This window comes from Catenuloplanes japonicus (assembly GCF_000717135.1).
Classification (GTDB): Bacteria; Actinomycetota; Actinomycetes; order Mycobacteriales; family Micromonosporaceae; genus Catenuloplanes; species Catenuloplanes japonicus.
On sequence record NZ_JNXY01000009.1, the window covers coordinates 420977 to 446575 of the forward strand.

A 25599-nucleotide genomic window follows, 5' to 3' on the forward strand; every position below is an offset into this window, starting at 1 on the left:
ACGCACGGGCCTCCTGAGAGCGATTTCTCCGGTAGCGTCATCGAACGTTGACGATGCTGGTAATCGCTCTCAGGAGGTCGTCGTGTCCCACCAACCCGAAATCTCCCGTCGTTCCGTGCTCGGTCTGGCCGCGGCCGCAGGCGTCGCCGGTCTCGCGCTGCCCGGCACCGCCCAGGCCGCGGTGAGAGCGGCCCGCCAGCGCGTCGTCGTGATCGGCGGTGGCGTGGCCGGGGTGTCCACCGCGTGGCTGCTCGACGGGCAGCACGACGTGGTGCTGCTGGAGTCCGGCCCGGAGCTGGGCGGCCACGCGCGGTCGCTGGACGTCACCATCGACGGCCGGCACATCGCGGTCGACGCCGGCGCGCAGTACTTCGGGCCGAAGAGCCACCCGACGTACTGGAAGCTGCTCACCCAGGTGCTGCACGTCCCGACCGTACCCGCGCCGATGAACTTGACCGTCAGCAAGCGCGGCGTGGAGCGGCCCGTGCTGGTCTCGCCGGACAGCAACCGCGTGTGGCCGCTGTTCGACCCGCTCTACTGGGGCGCGCTGGTCTCGATGGCCGTCTTCACCGATCGCGGCAAGCAGATCCTGGCCGGCAACGACCGGACCACCAGCGCGGTCGACTTCATCAACTCGCTGGCCGTGGCGCAGTGGGTCCGCGACGACCTGCTGTTCCCGCTGTGCGGCGCGATGTTCGGCTTCTCCGTGCCGCAGGTCAAGGAGATGTCCGCGTTCTCCGTGCTCGCGTTCGTCATCCGCGGCCTGGGCGACGGCTTTCTGGCGCCGTACGACTACCACAACGCCACGGACGGCCTGCGTGCCGTCGTCGCGGCGCTCAGCACCGGGCTGACCACGGTGACGTCGCACGTGAACGCGGCCGCGACCGGGCTCTCCCGGCAGGGCGCGGAGTACCACGTGACGGACAGTGCGGGCCGCACGCACGTCGCCGACCACGTGGTGTTCGCGGCGCCGCCGTACGCGACCGGGCCGCTCGCCGGGCAGCTCGCCGGCACGTCCGGGCTGGTCGCCACGCACCAGCGCTTCCGCTACGTCCCGGCGCGGGTGGCCATCCACGCCGACCCGGCCTACATGCCGGTCAACCGGCAGGACTGGTCCGGCTTCAACGTGCTCACCGACGGGCCGTACTGCGAGCCGTCCATGTGGTACGGCGCGTTCCGCGACGTGAGCGTGTTCAAGAGCTGGGTGTCGCACCGCGCGGCGCTGCCCGCGAACACGATCGCCACCTACGACTACCTGCACGCGCTGGAGACGCCGGACCTCGCACCGGCCCAGTCCGCACTCGCCGGCTACCAGGGCGGGGAACGCCTGTGGTTCGCCGGCGCGCACACGGTCGACGTGGCCAGCCAGGACAGCGCGCTGCTCTCCGCCATCGCGATCGCGAAACAGATCGCCCCCGCGTCCGCGAACCTGGCCCGGATCACCGCCTGACCACCGTGCGGGCTCCGGTCGTCACGGCCGGGGCCCGTCCCCTCTCCACCCACCCGAACGCGGCCACCGGCATGCCCGGCGCCCGTGACGCGCGTAGGGACAACCCCCGAAGATCAAAATCCGGATATTCCCGCTCACGCCGTGGTCCGGCCCGTTTGCTCCCGCGGGCTCACCGTTCGCGGTGGTCAGGAAGAAACAATGCGGCGCAGCCACTCGTCGAGCATCGTGCGCTCGGCCGGGCTCAGCACGGTCGCCTCCGGCAGGGAGGCGCGCAGCGCCACGGCCGCGTTCTGCAGGCCGCCGGTGGCCGGGGTGACGCCGGGCAGCGCGGTGCCGGTGACCGTGGCCAGCACGGACTCCCGCGCCATGATGGACAGGCTCATGTCGCGCTGCTCCGGCGGCATGGCGATCAGCGAGAGCGTGACGCCGCGGCCGGCCGCGTGCACGAGCTGGGCCGCACGCTCCTCGCTGACGCGCAGCCGGCCGGCCTTCGCGATGCGCTGCACCAGGCCGGCCAGGATCTCGGCGGCCTGCCGGGCCGCGGTCGGCTCGGTGCCGGGGCGCGGGTCGCCGAAGATCAGCGTGTAGAACGCGGGCTGGGCCAGGCCGAAGCCGATGTGCAGGTCCCAGCCGGCGCGCAGGTCGTCCACCGGGTCGTCGCCCGGGGTCATCGAGGACTTCTCCGCCAGGTACGACGCGAGCCCGTAGCTGCCGGCCGCGTCCAGCAGCCCGTGCATGTCACCGAACGCGCGGTAGATCGCGGGCGCCTGGACACCGGCGGCGGCGCTGACCGCGCGGGTCGAGACGGCGTCGCGGCCGCCCTGGCTGAGCAGGGCGGCCGCGGCCTCGACGATCCGGTCACGCGTGCTCTTCGTCTGCGGCACGGCTCCTGGCATGGCGTCAGGGTACCCGTGCTGCGGATCCGTCAGAGCTTGGTGAGCGCGGTGCCGAGCATGTCGGTGATCGCGCTGGGCTCGGTGATGTCGTGCGCGTAGACGTAGAGGACCGTGAAGCCGGTCTCCCGCGCCTCGGTCGCGGCCCGGATCAGGTCGTCCGTGGTGGTGGCCGGATCGATGGCCATCGCGGCCGTCTTCTCGATCTCGGCGTAGTCGCGGCCGACGTCGTCGCAGTGCCGGCGCAGCACGTCGAGCTTGTGCGCGGACTCCGGGCCGATGCCGAGGTTGCACGCGTCCGCGTACTTGGCGACCAGCTTGAGCGTCTTCTTCTCGCCCCCGCCGCCGATCAGCAGGTACGGCCGCGGCGAGCGCACCGGCTGCGGCGAGTTGAGCGTGCGCTCCAGCTGGTAGTGCCTGCCCTGGTACGGCCCCTCGGAGTCGGACCACATCTGCAGCGTGATCTGGATGGCCTCCTCCAGACGCTCGAAGCGCTCCGCGACCGGCGGGAACCGGAAGCCGAGCCCCTTCGACTCGTCCTCGTTCCACGCCGCGCCGATGCCGAGCCCGGCGCGGCCGCCGGAGAGCACGTCGAGCGTGGTGACCGCCTTGGCGAGCAGCGCGGGCTCGCGGTAGGTGACGCCGGTGACCAGCGTGTGCAGCAGCGCGGTCTCGGTGCTCGCGGCGATGAAGCCGAGCGCGGTGTACGCCTCGAGCATCTCGTGCTCGTACGGCCCGACGCCCCGGATCTGCCAGAAGTGGTCCATGACCGTGATCCGGGTGATCCCGGCCTGCTCCGCGTTGCGGGCGTGCCGGGCGAGCGCCGGTCCGAGCGCGGTGGCACCGCTGTTCCAGGTGAAGTCGGCGATGTGCAGTCCCAGTTCCATGTAAGTGAGAGTAGCCTCCGGATCGCGTTCTTGCGCGCCCACCGGATGATCGTCCCGCGGCGATTCGGACCGGCCGCCGCGGGACGACCGGCTCACCAGGTCAGGCCGTAGCCGTACTGATAGAGCGGATTCCCGTAGATCGGTGACACCGGTTGCCCGGCGTCGATCCGGGCCCGGATCTCGGTGCGCTGTGCGTCCGTCGCGCCGAGGTCGAACGGCAGGTCCCAGGACTCGCGCGCGTCCGCGAGCACGTCCTGGCCGCCCGGCCGCAGCACCTGGTCGACCGTGCGCGGCAGCTGCCAGGGCAACTTGCCGGTCGGTTTGTAGTCGCCGAAGAGCAGGCCGGCCAGCGCGGGCCCGACCTCCTCGCCGGCCCGGAAGTTGACCACCACGGCGTCCGCGATCTCGTTCCACTCGCTGATCACGTACGGCCGGGCCATGGTCAGCAGCACCACGACCGGCACGCCGCGCGCCTTCCAGCTGCGGATCAGCTCCAGCTGGTCCGGCGGCAGGTACGGCTGCTCCTTCACCCAGCTGGTCGCGTGCGTGTAGTAGGGCTCGCCGACCGACACGATCGCCAGGCTGGGGTTGGCCGCGGTGTCCCGCACCACGTTCACGCCGGCCGCGGCGCCCCTGGAGATCAGGGCGTCGACAGTGGACTGCGACCCGTACTCCTGGTGGAAGTAGCTGGTCCAGATGCAGCACGAGCCGGTGTCCGCCGCGCGCGGCCCGGTCACCACCACGGTGCTCCCGGCCGCGAGCCGCAGCGGCAGCACATTGGCGTTGTTGCGCAGCACGGTCAGCGAGCCGCGCGCGGCCTGGTTGGCCAGCGCGGTGTCGGCCGGCGTGTGCACGCGGTAGAGGCCGTTGACCGGGTCGCCGTACGGGTTCTCGAACAGGCCGAGCTGGAACTTCAGCCGCAGCACGCGCCGGACCGCGTCGTCGATCCGGGCGGCCGGGACCTGCGCGATGAACGTGGCGATCGAGAAGCCGGCCGCGCCCGGGTCGGCACCGCCCATCACGTCCGATCCGGCCTTCGCCGCGCCGACCCACGAGCCGGACGGCAGCCAGTCCGTGGTGATCAGGCCGGTGAAGCCGAGGTTGTTGCGCAGGTAGGCGAGGATCGGCGCGCTGTCGCCCGCGCCCGGCCCGCCCGGGTCCAGGAACGAGCTGCCCGCGTACCCCGGCATGATGTTGACCGCGCCCGCCTCCATCGCGGCCCGGAACGGGATCATGTGGTACTTGATGGTGACGCCGTCGTAGACGATCAGCGCCTCGCCGCCCGCGCCCTCACCCGGCCAGTGCTTGACCGTGGCCAGCACGGACGACGGGTTCAGCTCCGGACCGCCCTGCAATCCGGCGACCAGTGCCCGGACCTGCGCGGCCGCCACGTAGGCGTCCTCGCCGTTGCCCTCCTGGATGCGCGGGTAGAGCACCTTCGTGCCGACCTCGGCCAGCGGCCCGAGCACGCCGCGGGTGCCCAGCTCGACCTGCTCCCGGCGCTGCAGGTCGCCGAGTTTGTACTGCAGCTGGTAGTCGCGCCCGGCCGCGAGCGCGCTCTGCGACGGATAGGTGGTCTTGAATCCGTGGATGGTGTCGCCGGCCGAGACCAGCGGGATGCCGAGCCGGGTGCCGGTCGACGCCAGCAGGTCCCGGTGCAGGTCGGGCGCTTCCGAAGGACCGAAGTGCCACCCCGATCGGGGGTACGCCTGCGCGTTGTAGAACATCTGGTACGCCTTCTCCTCGGCCGTCATGCGTCCGAGCAGGTCGTTCACGCGGGCCTCGACCGGGCGCCGCCAGTCCTCGTAGGCGTCGATCGTGCCGTTGCGGTTCGCGTCCCGTGCCCCGTTGATCACCGGCACCCCGTCCGCGATCGGCGTGATCGTCGGCAGGTAGAGGCCGAACGTGCGGATCGCCGACGTGGTGGACCCGGTCGTCACGTACCACTTGTAGGTCCACCGGTCCGGCAGGTCCCAGGTGGGCGTGAACGACGTGCCGCTCACCTCCGCCACTCGCGTGTAGACGTCGAGCAGGTTGCCGGACGCGGTGAAGTCGTAGTCGGTGCGGCTGACGTTGATCCACAGCTGGTAGCGGGTGGCGCCGGAGACCGCGGCCCAGGAGAACGCGGGCCGCCGGGTGGTGGAGATCAGCGCCGCGTCCGCCGGTGCGGTGAGCGCGAACTGGCCGGTGGTCGCCGGTGGCCGGGTCGGCCCGGACAGCAGCGGCGGCGCGCTGCCGGACGCGTCGACCGTGCCGAGCACCTGCAGCTCCCACAGCGAGTAGCCGTAGCCGGTGGCCCGCGCCGTGCCGGTCCACCGCAGGTAGCGGCCGGTGCCGGACACGGTCAGCGTCTCCACGCCGCCGCGGCCGGTCGTGGTGGTGTAGATCGTCGTCCAGTTCACCGCGTCGTTCGAGACCTCGATGCGGTAGCCGGTCGCGTACGCGGACTCCCAGTTCAGCACCACGCCGGTGATCGCGGCCTGGCCCTGGAGGTCGACCCGCAGCCACTGGTTGTCGCTGAACTCGCTGGACCAGCGCGTGGTGGTGCGGCCGTCCAGCGCGGCGCCGGGCGCGTTGCCACCCTCGTAGGAGGAGGCGGCGACCGGTTTGAACGCGGAGATCGAGGTGCCGGAAGGACCGCCCCCGCCGGTCGTGCCGTAGACCTCGAACTCCCACAGCGAGTAGCCGTAGCCGGTGGCCCGCGCGGTGCCGAGCACCCGGACGTACCGTGCGCTGCCGTTGACCGTGATCGACTGGACGCCGCCGGCCCCGGTGGTGGTCGTGTAGGCGGTGCTCCAGGCGTTGCCGTCGCCGGAGGTCTGGATCTGGAACGCGCTGGCGTAGGCCGCCTCCCAGTTGAGCACGACGCGGTCGAGCGTGGCGGTGGCGCCGAGGTCGACGCGCAGCCACTGCGGGTCGGCGAACGTGCTGGACCAGCGCGTGCCGGCGTCGCCGTCGACCGCGGCGGAGGCCGGCGTGCCCTCACCCTCGGAGGACGACGCGAGCACGGGCTTGCCGCGGGAGAGCAGGACGGGCGCGGCCTCGGCGGGCGACGCGACCAGGAGGCCGGCCGCCAGGACGAGGACGGCCAGGAGTGGTCGTTTATCGGACATAGTGACTCCAGGACGGAGAGCGGGGGATTGAACTGGGAGAGCGCTCTCTGAGCTGAGCCTGATTGATATCCGTCTGTCCGTCAACCCCCTTCGTCGCGCTCCGTGGAACAGGAGAATGCTTCACGCATCGTGGTAGCGTGCCCATCCGTCGAGCCTTCACCGCCTCGGAAGGGACCTCTCCTCGTGAACTCGCTGGTCGGCAGGTACGGCGTACGGTCCGCGGCGGTCGCCATGCTCCTGGCCGGCGCCGGCGGCGGCGTCTACCTCAGTCAGGACCGCGCGCACGCGGACGAGTCCGCCGCCGCGCAGGCCGCCTGGGAGGCGAACCGCGCCGAGGAGCTCTACCTCAAGGACCGCCACCGGCAGTACACCGAGCTCACCGCGAGCCTGCACGACTCCTCCCGCGATGCCGCCACCCGCGCCGCGAAGACCGCGGAGGACGAGGCCAAGCGCGCCCGCACCGCCAACGACGCGGTCACCCGCAAGAAGAAGGCACAGCAGGAGGAGGCCGCGGCCGCCCAGGCCGAGAAGGACAAGGCCAACGCCGCGATCAAGCCCTACGACGGCCCGGTCCCCAGCTCCTGCGCCACTTACAGCGGCCACCGCAAGACCGGCTGCTCCGTGATGGTCGGCCAGGGCTTCGCGGTCTCCGAGTTCGGCTGCCTGGACACGCTGTGGACGCGGGAGAGCGGCTGGAACCCGAAGGCCGCCAACCCCACGACGCCCGCCTACGGCATCCCGCAGGCGAACCCGGGCAGCAAGATGGCCTCGGTCGCGGACGACTGGCAGACGAACCCGGCCACCCAGGTCATCTGGGGCCTCGGCTACATCAAGGGCCGCTACGGCACCCCGTGCGCCGCGTTGTCCCACTCCAACAGCTCCGGCTGGTACTGAGCCGGCAACGTCAGAAGAAGGGCCCCGGGAAACCGGGGCCCTTCTTTGTGTCTGCCGGTCCACAGACGACGGTGGGAAGAGTCACTCGAACAGTTCAGTCACTTGACTTAAAAAGCAGATCTCGAAAGGCTCAAAGCCGACCTAACGGGTACGCAGAGAGGCCTCCGATGCTGGACTTCGACCCCGCCGCGCTCCGCGCCAGGTACCGCGCCGAACGTGATCGCCGCCTCCGCCCGGACGGCGCCGCGCAGTACCGGCGCACCACCGGCGAGTTCGGCTACTACGCGGACGACCCCTACACGCCGCGCGCGGAGCGGGCGCCGAAGCGCGACACGGTCGAGGTGCTGATCGTCGGCGGCGGGTTCGGCGGGCTGCTGACCGGCGCGCGCCTGCGCCAGGCCGGGTTCACCGACGGGATCCGGATCGTGGACGAGGCCGGCGACGTCGGCGGCACCTGGTACTGGAACCGCTACCCGGGCATCCACTGCGACGTCGAGTCGTACGTCTACCTGCCGCTGCTGGAGGAGACCGGCGCGCTGCCCACCTGGCGGTACTCGCCCGGCGAGGAGATCCGGCAGCACGCGGTCCGGATCGCGGAGACGTTCGGCCTGTACTCCGACGCGCTGTTCCACACCGCGGTCACGGAGCTGCGCTGGGACGACGACGAGGCGGAGTGGATCGTGCGCACGGACCGCGGCGACGACATGCGCGCCCGGCACGTGGTGGTCGGCAGCGGCACGCTCAGCCGCGCGAAGCTGCCCGGCATCCCCGGCATCGAGTCGTTCCGCGGGCACACGTTCCACACCAGCCGGTGGGACTACGGCTACACCGGCGGCGACGCGCGCGGCGGCATGACGAAGCTGGCGGACAAGCGCGTCGCGCTGATCGGCACCGGCGCGACCGGCATCCAGGTCGCGCCGCACCTCGCCCAGGACGCCGCGCACCTCTACGTCTTCCAGCGCACGCCGTCCGCGGTCGACCACCGCGGCAACCGGCCCACCGACGAGACCCACCTGCGGGACCGGGAACCGGGCTGGCAGCGGCGCCGGATGGAGAACTTCCTGACCGTCATCACCGGCGGCCACGCGGACGAGGACATGATCGGCGACGGCTGGACCGGCACGGCCGCGCTGCAACGCAAGATCCTCAGCGGTACGGTCCGCGCCGACCTGACCGAAGAGGAGACCGAGCTCGCCGACTTCCTGAAGATGAACGAGATCCGCGCCCGGGTCGACGAGATCGTCACCGACCCGGCCGTGGCCGAGCTGCTCAAGCCCTGGTACCGCTACATGTGCAAGCGGCCCACGTTCAGCGACTTCTACCTGCAGACGTTCAACCGGCCGAACGTGACGCTGGTCGACACCGCGGACACCGGCGGCGTCACCGCGATGACCGAGACCTCGATCGTGGCCGGCGACCGTTCCTATGACGTCGACTGCGTCGTCTTCGCCACCGGGTTCGAGGTGGGCGTGTCCGGCGTGGTCTCCGGCCTGCTGCCGGTGCACGGCCGCGGCGGCGCGCAACTGCTGCACACGTGGGCGCGCGGCCCGCGCACGCTGCACGGCTTCTACAGCCACGGCTTCCCGAACCTGTTCCACATGGGCTCGCTGCAGAACGCGAACTCGGTCAACTTCACGCACGTGCTGGACGAGCAGTCGCAGCACATCGCGGCCGTGATCGCGGAGGCCCGGGACCGCAAGGCCGTGCGCGTGGAACCGACCGTGGAGGCGGAGGAGGCCTGGCTGGCCACGATCCGCGCGCACGCCCGGGACAACCTGGCGTTCCAGGCCGACTGCACGCCCGGCTACCTCAACAACGAGGGCAAGCCGCGCCCGCAGAACAACGGCTTCAGCCCCGGCCCGGTCGTCTTCCACGAACTGCTGCGCGACTGGCGGGCGAACGACGGCTACGACCAGGTGCTGGTGACCGCGTGACCCCGGGACCGTTGCGCGGGGCCAACGGTGTGGCGTTCGGGCCGGACGGACGGCTCCACGTCGCGGAGTTCCTGGCCGGCCGGATCAGCGCGGTCGACCTGGCCACCGGCGACGTGGAGGTCGTGGTGCCGCCCGGCGTGGTCCGCTCGCCGGACGATCTCGCGTTCGGCGCGGACGGCAGCATGTACGTCGCGGACCTGGTGCCCGGCATCGTCCGCCGCTGGACCCCCGGCGGCGCCGTGACGGTGGCCGAGGGCGTGCGCAACCCCAACGGCATCGCCACGCTCGGGGACCGGCTGTTCGTCAACGAGATGATCCCGGGCGGACGGCTCCTGGAGCTCACCGCCGACGGGCCGATCGTGCTCACGGACGGGCTGGCCATGGGCAACGCGATGCAGGCCGGGCCGGACGGCGCGCTCTACTACCCGCACATGCTCACCGGCGAGGTCCACCGCATCGCGCCGTCCGGCGGCGCGCCGGAGCTGGTCGCGGCGGACGTGCACGAGCCGGTCGCGGTCCGATTCGGCCTCGACGGCGTGATGCACGTGCTCTCGCGCGGCGCGGCCGGCCTGGTCACCCGCATCGACCTGTTCGGCACCGGGGACCGGACCGTCGTCGCCAGCGGCATCACCGGCCTGGACAACGCGGCCGTGGACGCCGAGAACAGGATGTTCGTCTCCAGCTACGCCACCGGCGTCATCGCGGAGCTGTCGCCGGACGGCCGCACCCGCGAGGTGGTCCGGCCCGGCTCGCCCGGCCCGTTCGGCATCACCGTGGACCTCGGCGGGACCGTGCGCGCGGCCAGCCACTACCGGGTCGGCGAGACGCTGGCCACGTTCGCGCACGGCATCGTCTCCGACGGCGCCGAGACCCACGTGACGTCGCAATACGGCCAGGTGCGGACGATCCAAGATCAAGATCAGGCCACGAGGGTACGGTCGAGCGCTCTCTCCCAGCCGCTGGGCCTGACGGTCCGCGACGGCGACCTGCTGGTGGCCGAGGCCGGCGCCGGGCGTGTCGTGTCGCTGGCACCGGACGACGCGCTCACCGTGCTCGCGGACGGGCTGGGACGACCGGTGGACGTGGCCGTCGACGAGTCCGGCATTTGCTACGTGAGCGACGAGGAGCGCGGCGCGGTCTACCGGCTCGGCGCCGGGAAGCCGGCCGTGGTCGCGGACGGGCTCTCCGCACCGCAGGGGATCGCGTTCCGCGGCACGTCCCTGCTGGTCGTGGAGGCGGGGCGGGGGCGGGTGCTGGCCGTCTCCCCGGACACCGGCGAGGTGCGTGTCGAGGCGTCCGGCCTGGCTCTGGACGTACCCACGGATGATTTTGATCTTGTTGCTCACGGGCTGCCCGGTCTGCCGCGTCCGTTCGCCGGTGTGGCGGTCGGACCGGACGGCACGGCGCACGTGGCGCTGAACGGTGTGGGGAGCGTGCTGGCCCTGCCGCCACCCCGCGGCTGACACCAGGCACAATGTCGGGACCTCGCCACCACGGAGGGCTCCGATGACCGACACGTCCAGTCCCGCCCGGGTCAACGCGCGCACGCTCGCCACCCGGGAGAGCATTCTCGCCGCCGCGGAACGCCTCTTCGCCGAACGCGGCGTGGAAGGGGTGTCCAACCGGCAGATCAGCGAGGCCGCGGGGCAGGGCAACAACACGGCGGTCGGCTACCACTTCGGCACCAAGACCGACCTGATCCGGGCGCTGGTCCGCGAGCGTCAGACCGCGGTGGACGAGATCCGCCGCCGGATGCTCGCGGACCGCGCGGACAGCACCGACCTGCGCGACTGGGTGGCCTGCATGGTCGTCCCGTTCACGGACTACCTGGCCACGCTGGGCGTCCCGAGCTGGTACGCCCGCTGCGTCGCCCAGATCATCGCCCACCCGGTGCTCCGCGACGTCATGATCGAGGACGCGCTCACCGCGCCCGAGCTGCACACCACCGCGTCCGCCATCGACCGCCTGCTGCCCGACCTGCCGGCGCAGGTCCGGGCCACCCGGTTCGCCATGGTCCGCACGCTGCTGCTGCACGCCTGCGCGGAACAGGAGCGTGCGCTGGCCACCGGTGCCCCCACCGGCACCTGGCCGGCCACCGCCACCTCGCTCATCGACGCCATCGTCGGCCTGCTCACCGCGCCGGTCTCCTGATCAGGTCGTTACGCCGGCCTCGACCGTGAGCGTGCCGGCGGCCGCGTCGATGGTGGCGTGCGCGCCGATCGGGACCGTGAGGTGGCCGGGGCCGTGGCCGATGCGGAGACCGCCGAGCACGGGCACGTTGAGCGGGATCAGGCGTTCCGCGATGACGGTGGCGGCGCTGGGCGTGCCGGTGGCGTCCGTGAGCTGGCCGATGGCGACGCCGGCCACGCCGTCGAGCGCGCCGGAGCGGATGAGCTGGGTGAGCATGCGGTCGTAGCGGTACGGCGGCTCGTTCACGTCCTCGAAGATCAGGATGGCGCCGTCCAGGTCGGGCAGGCTGTCCGTGCCCACGTCAGACGCGATCATGGTGAGGTTGCCGCCGATCAGCGGGCCGGACGCGACGCCGTCCACCCGGACCGCCGCGCTCGGCTCGGTGGGGTCCCGGGTGAGCACGATGTCGGACGAGGTCATCAGCGCGTCCCGCAGCGACCGCAGCGAGGCCGGCCCGGTGCGGGCGTCGGCCCAGGCCGCGACCGGACCGTAGAAGCTGATCAGCCGCGCCTCCCGCCACAGCCGGCTGTGCAGCACGGTCAGGTCGCTGAAGCCGAGGAAGACCTTCGGATCCGCGCGGACCGCGGCGACGTCCACCCGGTCGATGATGCGCTGCGTGCCGTAGCCGCCGCGGGACGCGATCACCGCGCGCACGGACGGGTCGCGGAACGCCGTGTTCAGGTCGTCGAGGCGCTGCTCATCCGTGCCGGCCAGGTAGCCGTTGCAGGCGTAGACGTGCGCGCCGTACTCCACCACCAGGCCCATCTGCTCCAGGACGGCCTGGCCGCGGGCGAGCCGGTCGTCGCCGGGGTACGCGGGCGAGACGATCCGGACCACGTCGCCGGGCCGGAGCGCGGGCGGCCGGATCGGCGCGACCGCGGCCGCGCCCCGATGGGAGAGGCCGAGCGCGCCGATCGTGCCACCGAAGAACAGGCCGCGGCGATGCTTGTCGATCATCGTGTCCCCCGAGTCGGTGAGCCGGAACGCGCGGTGATCACAGCGTCGGCGGACCGCCGGTGAGCGTCAACCTCCTGCCGGCCGATTCGGCCGCAGGTGGCAATCGCCAGGCCTGAGGCTCGTGTGAACCGGATTCATGTGCTCGGTCGCGGCCCACCTCCTGGGAACCGTCAGCGGCCGGCACGCGCGGGCTGTGACGGCGGCATGGTGGTCGTCTCGTCCGGGGACGGGAGGCGCTGTTCCAGGTCGTCCAGGATGCGGCGGAGCTGGGCGAGCTGGTCGTGCACGGACGGGGTCTCCGCGGCCGCGGCGACCGCCTTGTTGGCCGCGGCGATCGCGGCCTGCCCCGCCGCCAGCGCGGCCTTGTCCGCCGCCCCGGCCGCCTTCTCCGCCGCCTCGGCCAGGCGCTGCGAGTCCTCCGCGGTCGGCTGCTTGGACGCGGCCATCTCCTCGTGCGCCTCCTGCAGCGCGGTCAGCACCAGGCCGACCAGCAGGTTCGTCAGCAGGTAGCAGGCGGCGACCATGTAGGACACGTAGTAGAGGACGGCCCACTCGGTCACGTCGCGGCCGGTCTGCAGCATGTCCGTGATGCCGTCCAGCGACAGCAGCAGGAAGAGCGTGAGCATGGCCTGGCCGACCGTGCCGTACTGCTCCGGGAGCGCGTCGTGGAACATCATCCAGCCCAGCATCGCGTACCCGTACAGCACCAGGACCGTGACGGAGAGGAAGCTGCCCAGGCCGGGGAGCGCACGCTGTATCCCGATCAGGATCACGCGCAGGCTCGGGAAGAGGCGGAACGTGCGCACGATCCGGGCCAGGCGCAGCAGCCGGAGCAGCGTCACGTTCTCCCGGACGCCGGGCAGCAGCGGCGCGGCCACGATGAGCAGGTCGAACACGTTCCACCCGTCGCGGAAGAACCCGGCCGGCGCGCGCAGGTGGGCGCCGAACCGGATCAGCAGCTCCACGATGAACCCGGCCAGGCACAGGTACTCCACGACGCTCAGCGCGGTGCCCGCGACCGCGACCAGCGGATCGTAGGTCTCCAGGCCGAGCACGATCGCGTTCAGCGAGATCAGCCCGAACCCGGCCAGGTGGAACCAGGTCGCCTCGACCGTGGCCGCGCAGGCCTCGGCGATCCGGTGGGGCGCGGTGGCGGTGGTGCTGGACATCGTTCTCCTCGGCCGTCGTTACCGAGCGCAGCCTATGACATCAGCGACGAACGGGACGCGACCGCCCAGGCCACCGTGGACGGTCGCGAACCGCGCTCACAGCCGGGGTGCGATCACGTCGGTGCGGTTCGTCCACAACCAGCCTGACCAGCCGTCCGGCACGTCCTGCAGGGACGCGGCGGTGTCGAAGCCCTCGGACCACGGGCCGTCGCCGGCGACCAGCACCACGCGCGTGTCCGCCGCCTTCATGCGATCGACGAACAGGTGCGGCCAGCCCCACAGGTAGCGGCCGTAGCGGGCGGGCAGGTGCAGCTCGATGTGCTCACACGCGCCGGGCGTCAGACCGGTCCAGCCGGTGGCGAGGTAGGAGACGAGGCAGTCCGTCATGATCTTCTTGGAGGCGACGCGGAAGCCGGGCACCCGCGCGCGGATGACCTCCATCGCGGTGTCCCCGCCGTACGCGGCCATGGTCGCGCGCCGCGGCGCCGGCAGCGTGTTCAGGTAGGCGGCGATCGCCTCCGCCTCGGCCGCGTCGTCGTTCTTCACGTCCAGCAGCAGCTCACGGCCGGGGAACGCGGCCACCACCTCCTCGGCCGCCGGCATCAGGCCCACGCCGGTGCCGCGCAGCGGATAGGTCGCGCCGCCGTCCGCGGTGTAGCCGTAGCCGAGGTCGAGACCGCGCAGGTAGCCGAACGGGTGATCCTTGACCTGGCCGGTGCCGTCCGTGCGGCACTCCAGCGTGTTGTCGTGGAACACCACCAGCCGGCCGTCCGCGCTGACCTGCACGTCGAACTCCAGCATGTCCGCCCCGGCGGCCCAGGCAGCCTCCATCGAGGCGAGCGTGTTCTCCAGGAACGCGTGGCCGGGCGGGTGGATGCGGGTGGCGGTGCAGGTGTCGTTCTCCACGCCGTCCAACGGGTACGTCTGCGCGATGCCGCGGTGCGCCAGCAGCGACAGGTCACCGTCCGTGCTGCCCCACAGCCAGGAGCTGTTGGCGGTGAACACGGCCGCGACGAACACGACGACGACGGCGAGGGCGATCAGGAGCTTTCGTCTCACCCCGGCAGCGTGCCAGGGGCGCGGTGCCGGGGGAATTGGGCAAAAGTTCTAGTACTTCAGGCCAGGTCCCGGGCGATCAGGGCGGCCTGCGTGCGGCTGCTGACGGACAGCTTCGCGAGCACGCTGCTGACGTGGACCTTCACCGTGCGTTCCGCAAGTGACAGGGAACGGGCGATTTCCTGGTTGGACAGACCACGGCCGATGAGCGCCAGGACCTGCTGTTCGCGCGCGGTGAGTCGTACCCCCGGCGGTTTTTGATCTTGGTCTTCGGTCATCGGCCACAGCAGCCTGGCCGCGGACGAGCTGAGCGCGGTCACGCCCGCGGCGGCGCTGCGCACGGCCGCGGCCAGCTCGGCCCCGCCCGCGTCCTTGAGCACGAGCCCGGCCGCGCCCGCGGCCAGCGCACGCTGCACATCCGAGGCGCGACCGACCGTGGTCAGCATCAGCACCGGGGGAGCGGCGTCGCCGAGCTGCCGCAGGATCTGCACGCCGTCCGCCCCCGGCAGGTAGAGGTCGAGCAGGATCACGTCAGCCTCTTTACCGGCGAGGAAGGACAGCAGCGCCGGGCCGTCCGGCAGCTCCGCGACCACGTCCAGGTCCGGCTGCGCGCCCAGCACCAGGCCCAGACCCTCGCGGACCAGCGCCTGGTCGTCGACGACCACAACCCGGATCATGTGCCCATGCTATTCAGCGCGATCCGGCGGTACGGACAGCCGCTCACCGACGTGGCGCTGACCGGCGCGGCCGCGCTGCTGTTCGCGCTGTCCGGTACCGCGGTCTCGGTACCGCCGGCGATCGCGCAGGTGGCGCCGCTGCTGGTCCGGCGACGGTACCCGGCGGCCGTGCTGATCGTGGTGGCGGCCGCGACCGCGGTGCACACCACGGCCGGGATGGCGCGCGCGATCGGGTTCCTGCCGGCCACGGTCGCGATCTTCACGGCCGCGGCGCAGCGCGACACGGCGACCCGCTGGGTGCTGTGCCCGCTCGCGGGCTTGGCCGTGTCGATCGCGAGCGCGGTCCGGCACGGCCCGGTCGAGGGGTTCCTGATGGCCGTGGTCATGGTGGTGGTCGCCTGGCTGGCCGGCGTCGAGCGCGACGAGCACCTGCGGCTGCGGCTCGCGGCGGCCGCGTCCGCGGACCGGGAGCGGCTGGCCCGGCGCGTGCACGACACGCTCGCGAACACGGTCACGGTGATGCTGCTGCAGACCGAGGCGCTGCGCTCCACGGCGCCGCTCGGGGAGGCCGACCGGCGGCGCATCGATCTGGTGCTGGCCGCGGGGCGTTCCGCGCTGGCGGAGGTCCGGTCCGCGCTGGCCGATGCGCCCGCGCTTCCGTTGCGGCTCGGGTTCTCGCCCCCGTCGTTCTCGCTTCCGGAGCGGCTCGATCTGCTGCGTGCGTCCGGGCTGCGGGTGCCGGACGCGCTGCCGCCGCAGCTGGACACGGATCTGACGCCGCCACTGCGCGACGTGGCCGACCGGCTGATCGGCGAGTCAGCGACGAACGCGCTGCGCCACGACGGTCCCGGCACCCGGCTGTCCGTCGCGGCGTCGCGGACCGGCGGCACGCTGACCATCCGGATCGTCAGCAGCGGTGGGCGCGCGACGGGTGCGGCGACCGGCGGCGGTTTCGGTCTGAAGAGCCTCTCCCAGGACATCCGGGGGTACGGCGGAACCCTCACCTACGGTCCGGCCGGCGACTCCTGGGAGGTCGTCGCGGTGCTGCCGGCCGCGTAACGCGCGATCATCGTGCGGACCGCCTCATGCACCGCGTGCGCGATCTCCGTCTCGTCCGGATCCCAGTGGATCAGCAGCATCCGCGGCCAGAACACGAAGTTGGAGATCATCCCGAGGAACTGGTTCGCTGCCGTGACCGGATCGTCCACCCGTGCCGCGCCCGCCTCGTGCTCATTTTCCAGATATTTCCGGACGGACTCGAAGTAGGGCAGCTTGCCGCGCTGAAACTGCGTCTCGCCGAGCTCCGGGAACCGTGGCAGCTCCGCGATCACGATCCGGAACAGCGCGGCCATTCCCGGCGCGCTCAGCAGCGCGGCGTAGCGACGGCCGATCACGGTCAGCCCGCGCGCGAGGTCGCCGGTGGGCGGCGGCGGGTCGTCGTCGCCGGCCTGCCAGGACTCGGTGACGATCGCGTCGAACAGCGCGGCCTTCGTCGGGAACTGCTTGAACAGCGTCGCCTTGGACACGCCGGCCGCGTCCGCGATCCGGGCCAGCGAGGTGCCGTCGTACCCGGCCTCGAGGAACAGCGCGGTCGCCGCCCCCGTGATCGCGGCGCGTTTCCGGGCGGCCATGTCCTGGTGGTACGTGCTCATGCCCACGATTCTGCCCCGATGCGAGGTGAGTCACTTGACTTGCCACTGCCGCAGATGGTGAGGTGAGTCGGTCAACTCACCTCTTGTGCAGGAGTTCGCCATGCGTTTCGACAACCAGACAGTCCTCGTCACCGGCGGCGCCGGCGGTCAGGGCGCCAGCCACGTGCGCGCGTTCCACGCCGAGGGCGCCACCGTGGTGATCGCCGGAGTGACCGGCGACCGCGGCGACGCGCTCGCGGCCGAGCTGGGCGAGCGCGCGCTCGCCGTCCGCCTCGACGTGAGCCGCCCGGACGACTGGACCGCGGCCGTGGACACCGCCACGCGCCGGTTCGGGCCGATCACCGTGCTGGTCAACAACGCCGGCGTGCAGAACCCGCCCGCCGCGATCGAGGACACCGCGCCCGAGGTCTGGGAGCGCACGCTCGGCATCAACCTGACCGGCCAGTTCCTCGGCATCCGCGCGGTCACGCCGTCCATGCGCGCGGCCGGTGGCGGCGTGATCATCAACATCGGATCGACCATGGGGTACGGCGGCACCGCGCTCTACGCGCCCTACGTCGCCGGCAAGTGGGCGACCCGTGGCCTGACCCGCTCCGCCGCGCTCGAGCTCGGCCGCGACAACATCCGCGTCAACGCCATCCACCCCGGCGTCATCGACACCCCGCTGATCACCGAGCCGGCCGGCGCGGGCGCGGCCCCGATCGCGGACTTCTACTCCCCGGACCCGTTCGCCGTCCCCCGGCTCGGCGACCCGGCCGACGTCACCACGTTGCTGCTCTTCCTCGCGTCCCGGTCCGCCGCGTTCGCCACCGGCGCGGATTTCGTGGTCGACGGCGGTCTGCTGCTCGGCCCCGCGCTGCGCTGAGACGACGATCAGCAGGTCAGGCGCGGCCCGGCCCGGGAGCCGCCCGATTACTGGCAGAATGTGGATCAATCTCCGCACGCTGTTCGTACTCGGAAGGCTCACCGTGGGTGGCTATGGGGCGCAGGTCGCGCTTGTCCTGATTCTCGTTCTCGTGAACGCCGCGTTCTCCGGGAGCGAGATGGCCCTGATCTCGCTGCGGGAGAGCCAGCTGCAGCGCCTGGAGAAGACGTCCAGCGGGGGCCGGGTGCTCGCCAAGCTGGCCCGCGACCCGAACCGCTTCCTCTCCACGATCCAGATCGGCATCACGCTCGCCGGCTTCCTCGCCTCCGCCGCCGCGGCCACCTCGCTGGCCGCACCGCTGATCGCGCCGCTCGGCTTCCTCGGCGACGGCGCCGAGCCGGTCGCGATCGTGCTGGTCACCATGCTGCTGACGTTCGTCACGCTGGTCATCGGCGAGCTGGCGCCGAAGCGCATCGCCATGCAGCGCGCGGAGGGCTGGGCGCTGTTCGCCGCGCGCCCGCTCGACTTCCTCTCCACGGTCTCCCGCCCGGTGATCTGGCTGCTCGGCACCACCACGAACCTGCTGGTCCGGCTGACCGGCGGCGACCCCGGCGCGGGCCGCGAGGAGGTCTCCACCGAGGAGATCCGCGACATGATCACGGCGCAGCGCGACTTCTCGCCGGAGCAGCGCACCATCATCAGCGGCGCGTTCGACATCGCGGACCGCATCCTCCGCGAGATCCTGGTCCCGCGCCGCGACGTGCTCTCCGTCCGCGCGGAGACGCCCGCGCACGACGCGCTGCGCACGCTGATCACGTCCGGCCACTCCCGGGCGCCGGTCACCGGCCCGATGGGCCTGGACGACGTGACCGGCATGGTCCACCTGCGCGACCTCTACGACGCCACCGGCCCGGTCGGCGACCTGGCCTCGCCCGCGGTGTTCCTGCCCGAGACGCTCAAGGTCTCCGACGCGCTCCGGCAGCTGCGCGCGCAGCACCAGCAGTTCGCGCTCGTCGTGGACGAGCGTGGCGCGATCGACGGCATCGTCACCATCGAGGACCTGGTCGAGGAGATCGTCGGCGAGATCTACGACGAGACCGACCGCGACATCCTCTCCGTGATCACCGAGCCGGACGGCGCCCAGCTGCTGCCCGGCGGCTTCCCGATACACGATCTGACCGACCTCGGCATCGAGCTGCCGGACTCGGACGACGCCGGTGACTTCACCACGGTCGCCGGCCTGGTGCTGGCCCGGCTCGGCCACATCCCGAAGGACCCGGGCGAGATCGTGCAGACCACCGGCCACAGCTTCGAGGTCGTCGAGATCACCGGCCACGCCATCACCAAGGTCCGCATCCGCGCACTGGCGGCCTCGCCGGATGCTGACTCTGCGTGAGCCCTCACAACAAGATCACAGGAAGCCGGGGTACGGTGCGCGCTCGCGGATAGCGCCGTGACGAGGGGAAACCATGGACTTCGCTGATGTCGGCAGAATGCTTCTGCGGCGGTGGCCCATCACCGCGCCGCTGATGTTGCTGACGGTAGCGGCGGTGGCCTGGGCGCTGCTCGGCGTACCCCAGCAGGCGAAGGTGACCGGTCACGTGACGCTGTTGCCGCAACGGGAGCAGTACAGCCCCGCGATCGGCGACACGGTCCTCAGCAACCCGTGGACCCCGGTCACGCTCGCCGACGTCATCGCGGTCCGGCTGGACAGCCCCGCGCTCGCCGAGGACCTGTTCAACCAGGGCTACCGCGGCGAGTGGACCGTCACCGTGATCAACACCGGCGCCGCCATCATCGCGATCGAGGTGCTGGCCGACACCGAGGCCGACGCCCGCCGCGTCATCGACGTCATGGACGGACTGATCGCCGACGAGGTGACCACCCGCCAGTCCACGTTCGGCCTCGCCGAGGGCGCCAAGATCACCACGGTCCCGCTGGCCGACGCCGACATCGTCGAGAACGACAACTCCACCCGCCGCCGGTACGCCGTCCTCGCCGCCGGCGCCGGCACCGTCCTGGCCGTCTCCGCCGCCGCCCTGGCCGAATGGCTCTCCCGCCGCCGTCGCCGCGCGGCCGACGGCTACTGAAAGCCTTGCATCACTCACCGCCGGCTGATGCGAACGACGCTTGCCGCTGGTCGCGGCGGAGCGCAGAGGCGCCGAAAGCGCCGAAGTGCCGGAAGTGCCCGAAGTGCCAGAAGTGCAATGGCGCACCGCCGGGACCGCGGAAAGCCGAGATCGTCAGGCAGGGACGACACGATAGACGGCGCCGGCGGCGTCGTCGCTGACGTAGAGGGCGCCGTCGGGGCCCTGGACGGCCATCACCGGACGGCCCCAGCGGGAACCGTCGGCGGACTGGAAGCCGGTGAGCAGCGTCTGCTGCGGGGCGAGGGTGCCGTTGCGCCAGGGGAAGAACGAGACCTCGGGCGGGCGGGGCGGCTTGCGGTTCCACGAGCCGTGGACGCCGACGAGCGCGCCCGGACCGTACCCGCCGGGGAGGTCTTCGGAGAATTGCAGGCCGAGCGGCGCGGAGTGGGCGCCCAGGCCCTGCTCGGTGGGCGGCAGCGCGGCGCAGTCCAGCTTCGTACCCTCGGGATTGGTCTGGATGTCCCTGACGAACGGGCGGTTTGTGTAATTCAGCGGGGAGGCCGCGGATCCGGGATCGGCGTCCGGGTCGGGGTTGCAGTAGGGCCAGCCGAGATCGCGGCCCGGGGTCAGCCGTGCCAGCTGCTCGAACGGGTGGTCGTTGACGTAGTCCTGGATGACCTCGCCCTGGTCGGACGTGCCGTCGCCGTCGTAGTCGCTGTCCCACGGGAAGCCGGTGTTGTCGCGGTGGTTGACCGCGGTCCACACCGCGCCGTCCGGGTCGATGGCCAGGCCGGTGCCGTTGCGGACGCCGCGCGCGAACGTCTCGGGCCGGCCGCCGGGCGTGATCCGCAGGATCGACGCGCGCTCCGGGGTGGCGTCGCGGTCCTCGGCGGAGATGTTGCCGGCCGAGCCGACCGACACGTAGAGCGTGCCGTCCGCGCCGACCGCCACGCTCTTGAGCGCGTGCGCGTAGGCGCCGCCCAGCTCCGGGCTCTTCGCGTCCGGCAGGCCGCCGACGACCACCTGACGGTCCGACAGCGCGCCCGCCCGGTACGTGAAGCGGTTGACCTGGTTGCTCTCGGCCACGTAGAGCGTGTCGCCGGAGAAGGCCAGGCCGTGCGGCTGGTTCAGGCCGCTGACCAGCGTCTGCTGCGCCGGCGGCGTGTCGGCCGGGCCGGGCGTGAGCGCGATGACGTCGCCGGACTTGGGACGTGAGACCAGCAGGCGGTTGTCCGGAGTCCAGGCGAGCAGCCGCGCGCCGGGGACGCGGGACCAGACGCTGACCGTCCAGCCCGGCGGGGCCTGGAGCTGCCGTTCCGTGTCGAACGGGGCGTCGCCGGTGCCGTCCAGCGGGCGGACGGTGGTGGACGCCAGCGTGGCCACCGGGGCCACCGCCGCCGACTCGGCCTCGGAACATGCGGCCAGCGTGAGCACCAGGCCGCCGGTCATCATCGCTGCCGTGAAGGTCTTCATCCGGACCATCATGCCCTGGTACCGCGCCGAACCCCCCGGATCGGCGCGGTACCAGGATCTCAGCACTGCTTGTAGACGTACGTCCCGCTGCCCGGCGCGGTGACCTTCACGTCGCGGCGGACCACGGAGATCGTGCTGCCCACGGTGTTGCAGGCCGTGGTGTACGCGGAGTCCTCGTACTCGATCGCGACGACGTTCCCGCCGTACACGTCCGTGTAGTCCTCGCACTCGCTCCACTCGCCGCACTGCTCCGCGACGGCGAAGTCGAGACCGGCCTTCTTGCCCGCGGTGCCGAACTCGGTCGTGTTCTTCTGCCCGATCGCCAGGCTCTTGGCGTGCGCGCGGGCCGCGATCAGCGTGATGAGGTCGAGCGCGTTCTGCTTGGTGAGCAGGCCCTCGGAGCGGTCGTAGGAGTCCTGGTTGTCCGGCTCGATCGCGTTGAAGCCGTCGGCCGCGCAGCCGTCGATCCAGCCGCCGACGATGCCCGCGACCGCGGTGCGCTTCGCCGCCGTGGACACGTCCAGCAGGATCTCGTCCCACTCGCCGTCCACCACGTACTCCCCGGACTTCTTGAGCAGCAGGTCGTCGTGGTTCTGCTGCCACCACTCGGCCTCGCCGGGCTGCGTCTGGAACGCGTTGACGTAGCAGATGTTGTAGAGGCCGGCGGCGGGCGCGGCCTCCCGGTCCCGGCTGACGACCTGGACGCCGCTCGGGGGCGGGTAGGCGCCGCCGATCTGGTAGTCGAACTTCGCGTTCGCGGGCGGCGGCGTGATCGCGGCGGCGGACGCGTCCGGCGCGCCCGCGACCACGAATGCGGTGCTCACGGCCGCGGCGGCGGTGACGGCGAGCGCGCTGATGAGTCGCGTGCGGGTGGTGATGGCCACTGGTGATCTCCCGGTGGTCGGTGGCGATCCGCCCCGCCTCGGGCGCGTTTCCCGCCCTGGCGACCTGGTGCCGGACTCGGACATAACCGGCTGGGCGGGACCGCACATCTGCTGATATTTCATCTGATAGGCCGCGAATGTGTCAATAGCTCACAATCGGACCTTCCACTCTTCCAACGCGACGGGACCGGCGTTCTGCTGCACCGATCGACAGAAAAAAATCCCGCGGGGGTACGGGGTGAGCCTGTCCAACGCTGTCCAGGATCGACGGCGCGGACGGGCCACGTCCGGCCACGATGGGCACTCACCAACCGAAGGGGGATCCGTGTCCATCAATCCGCACCTCGGGCAGCCGGTCTGTGACGTCTGCGGCGGCGAGCCGGCCGGCGACGCGACGTTCCGCTCCGTGCTGTCCCTGCTGATCGCCTGGCAGGTCAGCACCCGGATGGGCAACTTCTGCCGCGACTGCGGCGTGGCCGTCCACCGGGAGATGACGAAATTTACGATGGTGGCCGGCTGGTGGGGATTCGCCGTGCTGGGCGCGCTGGTCGTGATCCTGATGAACGCGAGCGCGGCCGCCCGGCTGGAGCGCATGCCGTCGCCGACGGAGCGGCCGGGCCGCCCGCTCGTACCCGGCCCGCCGATCTCCCGCAGCCCGGCCCTCATCGTGCCGCTGCTCTTCCTCACGCTGATCCTCGTGTTCTGCTGCGGCATCCCGGACTTCTGATGCCGCGGGGTCTCGCGTTCCTGAGGTCGCGGGCTGCCGCGTTCCTGAGGTCGAGGGCTCCCGCGTTTCTGGAGGGGCGGGTAACCTCCCGCCGCATGGAGGACATCACCACGCTGGACGGGCTGGGTGACGTGCTGCGGCGGTTGCGCCGGCGGCAGGCCCGGCAGCGGGGTGGCGCCCAGTTGACCTACCGGGAACTGGCCGCGGCCACGGGCTGGTCGCACGGCATCGTGGGGGAGTACCTGTCCGGCAGCGTGCTCCCGCCGACGGACCGGTTCGACGTGCTCATCCGCCTGCTCGGCGCGACCCCGGCCGAGCAGGGCGCGCTCGCCACCGCCCGCGACCGGGTCGAGGAGCGGCGGCGGGCCGGTGGCGCGGCACCACGCCGGTTGCCGGCTGGCGTGCCCGCGTTCGCCGGCCGGGAGCGTGCGCTGGCCGCGCTCGACCGGCTGACCGGCGGCGTCGCGATCCTGTCCGGGACGGCCGGCGTCGGCAAGACGTCGCTTGCCGTGCACTGGGCGCATCGCGCGGCTGTCCGTTTTCCGGACGGGCAGCTCTACCTCAATCTCCGGGGCTTCGACCCGGCCGCCGATCCGGTACGGCCGGCGGAGGCGCTGCGGCTGCTGCTGAGCGCGCTCGGCCTGGCCCCGGTCAAGATCCCGGCCGACGAGGGAGAGGCGGCGGCCCGGCTGCGCGACCTGCTCACGGCCCGCCGTCTGCTGATGCTGCTGGACAACGTGGCCTCCGCGGAACAGGTCCGGCCGCTGCTGCCGGCCGCGCCGGGATGCCTGACGCTGATCACCAGCAGGTCGCAGCTGACCGGGCTGATCGCGGTGGAGGGCGCGCACCCGGTCCCGCTCGACCTGCCGGACGAGCGAGAGGCGGCGGCACTGTTCGCGGCCCGTCTCGGCGCGGCGAGGGGCGACGGCGGCGGCACGGGAGGGCCCGCCGTGGCCGGGGCCGGCGGTGGCCGAGGTGGCGCGGATCCGGCTGGTGCTGTTGCGATCCGCTTGAGTCAGGACAGCGCTGACCCGATCGGCGCGGGTCCGGCCGGCGCTGACCCGATCGGCACGGGTCCGAGCGGTGCTGGTGCGCTCGGCGCGAGACCGGCCGCCGCTGCGGCGATCGGCGCGGACCGGGTCGATGCCGAGCCGGAGGCCGTGGCGCGGATCGTGCGTGCCTGCGCGCGGCTGCCGCTCGCGCTGGCCGTCGTCGCCGCGCACGCGGCCGTGCGGCCGGAGGCACCGCTGGGCACGTTCGCGGATCAGCTGGCCGAGGACCGGCTGGGCACGCTGGAGACCGGCGACCCGGCGGCGGACGTACGCTCGGTGTTCTCCTGGTCCTATCTGCGGCTGCCCCCGGCAGAGGGTCGTGTGTTCCGGCTGCTCGGGCTGCATCCGGGCGTGGACGCGAGTCTGGCGGCGGTGGCGAGTCTGGCGGGGCTGCCGCCGGCGGAGACGCGGCGGCTGCTGGCCGGGCTGGTCCGGGTCCATCTACTCGTCGAGCAGAACGGGCGCTACGCGATGCACGATCTCCTCCGCCTGTACGCGGCCGATCTGGCGAACGGGGGAGATCCGGAGGCCGGCGTCGCGGCCGGTGAGTCCGCAGACGCTGTCGCAAGGCTGCGCGATCACCATCTGCACAGTGCGTTCGCTGCCGCGCTGCGCCTGCACCCGGCCCGCGAGCCGATCGCGCTACCGCCCCCGGTCGACGGCGTGACGGTCACGGATCCGGCCGATTCCGCCGCCGCGGACACATGGTTCCGTGCCGAACTGCCAGTGTTGCTGGCCGCTGTCCGCGGCAGGTCCGCTGTCCGTGGTGCCGCCCCTGACCAGCGCGATGCCGCGATCCGTGGTGATGCCGCCATCCATGGCGAAACTGCTGTCCTCGGCGCCTCCGCGCGCGACGATCCCGGCGATGCCTACGTCTGGAGGCTCGCGTGGGCCCTCGCCGATCACCTTGATCGGTCGGGACGCTGGGCGGAGTGGATCGGTACCCAGGGCGCGGCGCTGGCCGCGGCCGAACGTCTGGGTGACGACAGGTGGCGGCTCTTCGCGCATCGCAGCCTTGCCGGTGGTGCGATCCGGATGGATCGGCTCGCGCTTGCCCGTACCCATCTGGAGGCCTCCGCCGGCATCGCCGCCGCGCTCGGCGATGCCGGGGCGCAGGCGCGCGCCGCACATGCGCTGGGCTGGCTGGCGGAGACAAGCGGTGATCATGCAGCTTGTCTGGAACATTCGCTGCGCGCGGTCGGGTTCTTCGTCGAGGCGGGGGATCGGCTCGGGGCAGCCCGTGCGGCGAACTCGGCGGGGCTGGCTGCGGCGCACATCGGTGAGCTGGAGCGGGCGCTGGAGCTCTGCGGGGATGCGCTGGCCGCGAGCAGGGAGCTGGACGATCGGGCCGGGGCGGCGGGCGCGCTGGACAGTCTCGGCGTCGTTCAGCACAAACGTGGCCGGCTCGGTGATGCGGTGGCGCGGTACCGGGAGGCGATCGTGCTGTACCAGGGGGATACCGATCGGTACGGGGAGGCCGATACGCGGCGCCGTCTGGCCGATGCGCTGGACGCCGCGGGGGATGCGGCGGGCGCCACCTCTGAGCGTGGCCTCGCCCAGGCGATCCTTGACGATCTGGCTGGGCAGTGAGCGGGCGATTCCGATCGGCGGGCACTCCACGCCCGAAATTTCGGGA

21 protein-coding genes are annotated in these 25599 nt (G+C 72.2%); 11 read left to right on the top strand and 10 right to left on the bottom strand.

The genetic code is table 11. The features are described 5' to 3' along the window. Window positions 1-82: 82 nt before the first annotated feature. The gene (locus tag OP04_RS16715; RefSeq protein ID WP_198153849.1) at window positions 83-1450 is read left to right on the top strand and encodes an FAD-dependent oxidoreductase; all 1368 of its coding nucleotides are present in this window, start codon (window positions 83-85) and stop codon (window positions 1448-1450) included. A gap of 185 nt (window positions 1451-1635) precedes the next feature. Here OP04_RS16715 and OP04_RS16720 read toward each other — a convergent pair whose 3' ends face one another. The 3 genes from OP04_RS16720 to OP04_RS16730 form a co-directional block, all read right to left on the bottom strand. After that, window positions 1636-2346 (bottom strand): TetR/AcrR family transcriptional regulator, encoded by a 711-nt coding sequence (locus OP04_RS16720; RefSeq protein ID WP_033340544.1) that lies wholly within the window; start codon window positions 2344-2346, stop codon window positions 1636-1638. A gap of 29 nt (window positions 2347-2375) precedes the next feature. Next, window positions 2376-3230, bottom strand: coding sequence for an LLM class F420-dependent oxidoreductase (locus tag OP04_RS16725; protein WP_033340545.1), 855 nt, complete (start codon window positions 3228-3230; stop codon window positions 2376-2378). A 92-nt stretch (window positions 3231-3322) separates the two neighbouring features. Then, the gene (locus OP04_RS16730; RefSeq protein WP_051798074.1) at window positions 3323-6343 is read right to left on the bottom strand and encodes a discoidin domain-containing protein; all 3021 of its coding nucleotides are present in this window, start codon (window positions 6341-6343) and stop codon (window positions 3323-3325) included. Window positions 6344-6526: 183 nt separating this feature from the next. Here OP04_RS16730 and OP04_RS16735 point away from each other — a divergent pair, with 183 nt between their 5' ends. The 4 genes from OP04_RS16735 to OP04_RS16750 all read left to right on the top strand — a co-directional run bounded on the left by OP04_RS16735 (window position 6527) and on the right by OP04_RS16750 (window position 11322). After that, complete coding sequence (locus OP04_RS16735; RefSeq protein WP_033340546.1) at window positions 6527-7237, top strand: aggregation-promoting factor C-terminal-like domain-containing protein; 711 nt, start codon at window positions 6527-6529, stop codon at window positions 7235-7237. A gap of 167 nt (window positions 7238-7404) precedes the next feature. Then, on the top strand, window positions 7405-9171 hold the full coding sequence (locus OP04_RS16740; RefSeq protein WP_033340547.1) for a flavin-containing monooxygenase: 1767 nt from the start codon (window positions 7405-7407) through the stop codon (window positions 9169-9171). Beyond that, on the top strand, window positions 9168-10634 hold the full coding sequence (locus tag OP04_RS16745) for an NHL repeat-containing protein (protein ID WP_033340548.1): 1467 nt from the start codon (window positions 9168-9170) through the stop codon (window positions 10632-10634). The genes OP04_RS16740 and OP04_RS16745 overlap by 4 nt, the downstream gene beginning before the upstream one ends. 43 nt (window positions 10635-10677) lie before the next feature. Further along, complete coding sequence (locus tag OP04_RS16750; protein WP_033340549.1) at window positions 10678-11322, top strand: TetR/AcrR family transcriptional regulator; 645 nt, start codon at window positions 10678-10680, stop codon at window positions 11320-11322. Here OP04_RS16750 and OP04_RS16755 read toward each other — a convergent pair whose 3' ends face one another. The 4 genes from OP04_RS16755 to OP04_RS16770 all read right to left on the bottom strand — a co-directional run bounded on the left by OP04_RS16755 (window position 11323) and on the right by OP04_RS16770 (window position 15220). Continuing rightward, the gene (locus OP04_RS16755) at window positions 11323-12318 is read right to left on the bottom strand and encodes a S66 peptidase family protein (protein ID WP_085066518.1); all 996 of its coding nucleotides are present in this window, start codon (window positions 12316-12318) and stop codon (window positions 11323-11325) included. 170 nt (window positions 12319-12488) lie between these two features. Next, window positions 12489-13487, bottom strand: coding sequence for an ion transporter (locus OP04_RS16760; RefSeq protein WP_033340550.1), 999 nt, complete (start codon window positions 13485-13487; stop codon window positions 12489-12491). A 96-nt stretch (window positions 13488-13583) separates the two neighbouring features. Further along, window positions 13584-14546: a glycerophosphodiester phosphodiesterase family protein gene (locus OP04_RS16765; protein ID WP_033340551.1), complete on the bottom strand. Its 963-nt coding sequence runs from the start codon at window positions 14544-14546 to the stop codon at window positions 13584-13586. A 56-nt stretch (window positions 14547-14602) separates the two neighbouring features. After that, window positions 14603-15220, bottom strand: a complete 618-nt coding sequence (locus OP04_RS16770) for a response regulator transcription factor (protein WP_033340552.1) — start codon at window positions 15218-15220, stop codon at window positions 14603-14605. Window positions 15221-15226: 6 nt separating this feature from the next. Between OP04_RS16770 and OP04_RS16775 the strand changes: the two genes are divergently transcribed. Continuing rightward, window positions 15227-16279, top strand: coding sequence for a sensor histidine kinase (locus OP04_RS16775; RefSeq protein WP_051798078.1), 1053 nt, complete (start codon window positions 15227-15229; stop codon window positions 16277-16279). Here OP04_RS16775 and OP04_RS16780 read toward each other — a convergent pair. After that, a complete protein-coding gene (locus OP04_RS16780) occupies window positions 16225-16872 on the bottom strand; it encodes a TetR/AcrR family transcriptional regulator (RefSeq protein ID WP_051798080.1) in 648 nt (215 codons plus the stop codon). The two genes, OP04_RS16775 and OP04_RS16780, sit on opposite strands and share 55 nt — an antisense overlap. 100 nt (window positions 16873-16972) lie before the next feature. Here OP04_RS16780 and OP04_RS16785 point away from each other — a divergent pair, with 100 nt between their 5' ends. The 3 genes from OP04_RS16785 (at window position 16973) to OP04_RS16795 (ending at window position 19827) form a co-directional block, all read left to right on the top strand. Beyond that, the gene (locus OP04_RS16785; protein WP_033340716.1) at window positions 16973-17737 is read left to right on the top strand and encodes an SDR family NAD(P)-dependent oxidoreductase; all 765 of its coding nucleotides are present in this window, start codon (window positions 16973-16975) and stop codon (window positions 17735-17737) included. A 58-nt stretch (window positions 17738-17795) separates the two neighbouring features. Continuing rightward, window positions 17796-19133 (top strand): hemolysin family protein, encoded by a 1338-nt coding sequence (locus OP04_RS16790; RefSeq protein WP_051798082.1) that lies wholly within the window; start codon window positions 17796-17798, stop codon window positions 19131-19133. Between the two features lie 133 nt (window positions 19134-19266). After that, the gene (locus OP04_RS16795; RefSeq protein WP_157239904.1) at window positions 19267-19827 is read left to right on the top strand and encodes a hypothetical protein; all 561 of its coding nucleotides are present in this window, start codon (window positions 19267-19269) and stop codon (window positions 19825-19827) included. Between the two features lie 153 nt (window positions 19828-19980). Here OP04_RS16795 and OP04_RS16800 read toward each other — a convergent pair whose 3' ends face one another. Together OP04_RS16800 and OP04_RS16805 are read right to left on the bottom strand one after the other, a co-directional pair. Continuing rightward, window positions 19981-21300, bottom strand: coding sequence for a PQQ-dependent sugar dehydrogenase (locus tag OP04_RS16800; protein ID WP_033340718.1), 1320 nt, complete (start codon window positions 21298-21300; stop codon window positions 19981-19983). A gap of 59 nt (window positions 21301-21359) precedes the next feature. Next, on the bottom strand, window positions 21360-22184 hold the full coding sequence (locus tag OP04_RS16805) for an endo alpha-1,4 polygalactosaminidase (RefSeq protein ID WP_033340554.1): 825 nt from the start codon (window positions 22182-22184) through the stop codon (window positions 21360-21362). A gap of 325 nt (window positions 22185-22509) precedes the next feature. Here OP04_RS16805 and OP04_RS16810 point away from each other — a divergent pair, with 325 nt between their 5' ends. After that, on the top strand, window positions 22510-22911 hold the full coding sequence (locus tag OP04_RS16810) for a hypothetical protein (protein ID WP_033340555.1): 402 nt from the start codon (window positions 22510-22512) through the stop codon (window positions 22909-22911). Between the two features lie 95 nt (window positions 22912-23006). After that, entirely contained in the window at window positions 23007-25553 is a 2547-nt protein-coding gene (locus OP04_RS48505; protein WP_035086317.1) for a tetratricopeptide repeat protein, read from the top strand. Window positions 25554-25599: the final 46 nt, after the last annotated feature.

Coding starts and splice junctions, on each gene's coding strand:
- OP04_RS16755 (WP_085066518.1), bottom strand. CDS start 12,318: ATGATCGACAAGCATCGCCGCGGCCTGTTCTTCGGTGGCACGATCGGC.
- OP04_RS16785 (WP_033340716.1), top strand. CDS start 16,973: ATGCGTTTCGACAACCAGACAGTCCTCGTCACCGGCGGCGCCGGCGGT.
- OP04_RS16730 (WP_051798074.1), bottom strand. CDS start 6,343: ATGTCCGATAAACGACCACTCCTGGCCGTCCTCGTCCTGGCGGCCGGC.
- OP04_RS16725 (WP_033340545.1), bottom strand. CDS start 3,230: ATGGAACTGGGACTGCACATCGCCGACTTCACCTGGAACAGCGGTGCC.
- OP04_RS48505 (WP_035086317.1), top strand. CDS start 23,007: ATGGAGGACATCACCACGCTGGACGGGCTGGGTGACGTGCTGCGGCGG.
- OP04_RS16800 (WP_033340718.1), bottom strand. CDS start 21,300: ATGAAGACCTTCACGGCAGCGATGATGACCGGCGGCCTGGTGCTCACG.
- OP04_RS16795 (WP_157239904.1), top strand. CDS start 19,267: ATGTTGCTGACGGTAGCGGCGGTGGCCTGGGCGCTGCTCGGCGTACCC.
- OP04_RS16720 (WP_033340544.1), bottom strand. CDS start 2,346: ATGCCAGGAGCCGTGCCGCAGACGAAGAGCACGCGTGACCGGATCGTC.
- OP04_RS16780 (WP_051798080.1), bottom strand. CDS start 16,872: ATGAGCACGTACCACCAGGACATGGCCGCCCGGAAACGCGCCGCGATC.
- OP04_RS16740 (WP_033340547.1), top strand. CDS start 7,405: ATGCTGGACTTCGACCCCGCCGCGCTCCGCGCCAGGTACCGCGCCGAA.
- OP04_RS16770 (WP_033340552.1), bottom strand. CDS start 15,220: ATGATCCGGGTTGTGGTCGTCGACGACCAGGCGCTGGTCCGCGAGGGT.
- OP04_RS16760 (WP_033340550.1), bottom strand. CDS start 13,487: ATGTCCAGCACCACCGCCACCGCGCCCCACCGGATCGCCGAGGCCTGC.
- OP04_RS16790 (WP_051798082.1), top strand. CDS start 17,796: ATGTGGATCAATCTCCGCACGCTGTTCGTACTCGGAAGGCTCACCGTG.
- OP04_RS16775 (WP_051798078.1), top strand. CDS start 15,227: ATGCTATTCAGCGCGATCCGGCGGTACGGACAGCCGCTCACCGACGTG.
- OP04_RS16750 (WP_033340549.1), top strand. CDS start 10,678: ATGACCGACACGTCCAGTCCCGCCCGGGTCAACGCGCGCACGCTCGCC.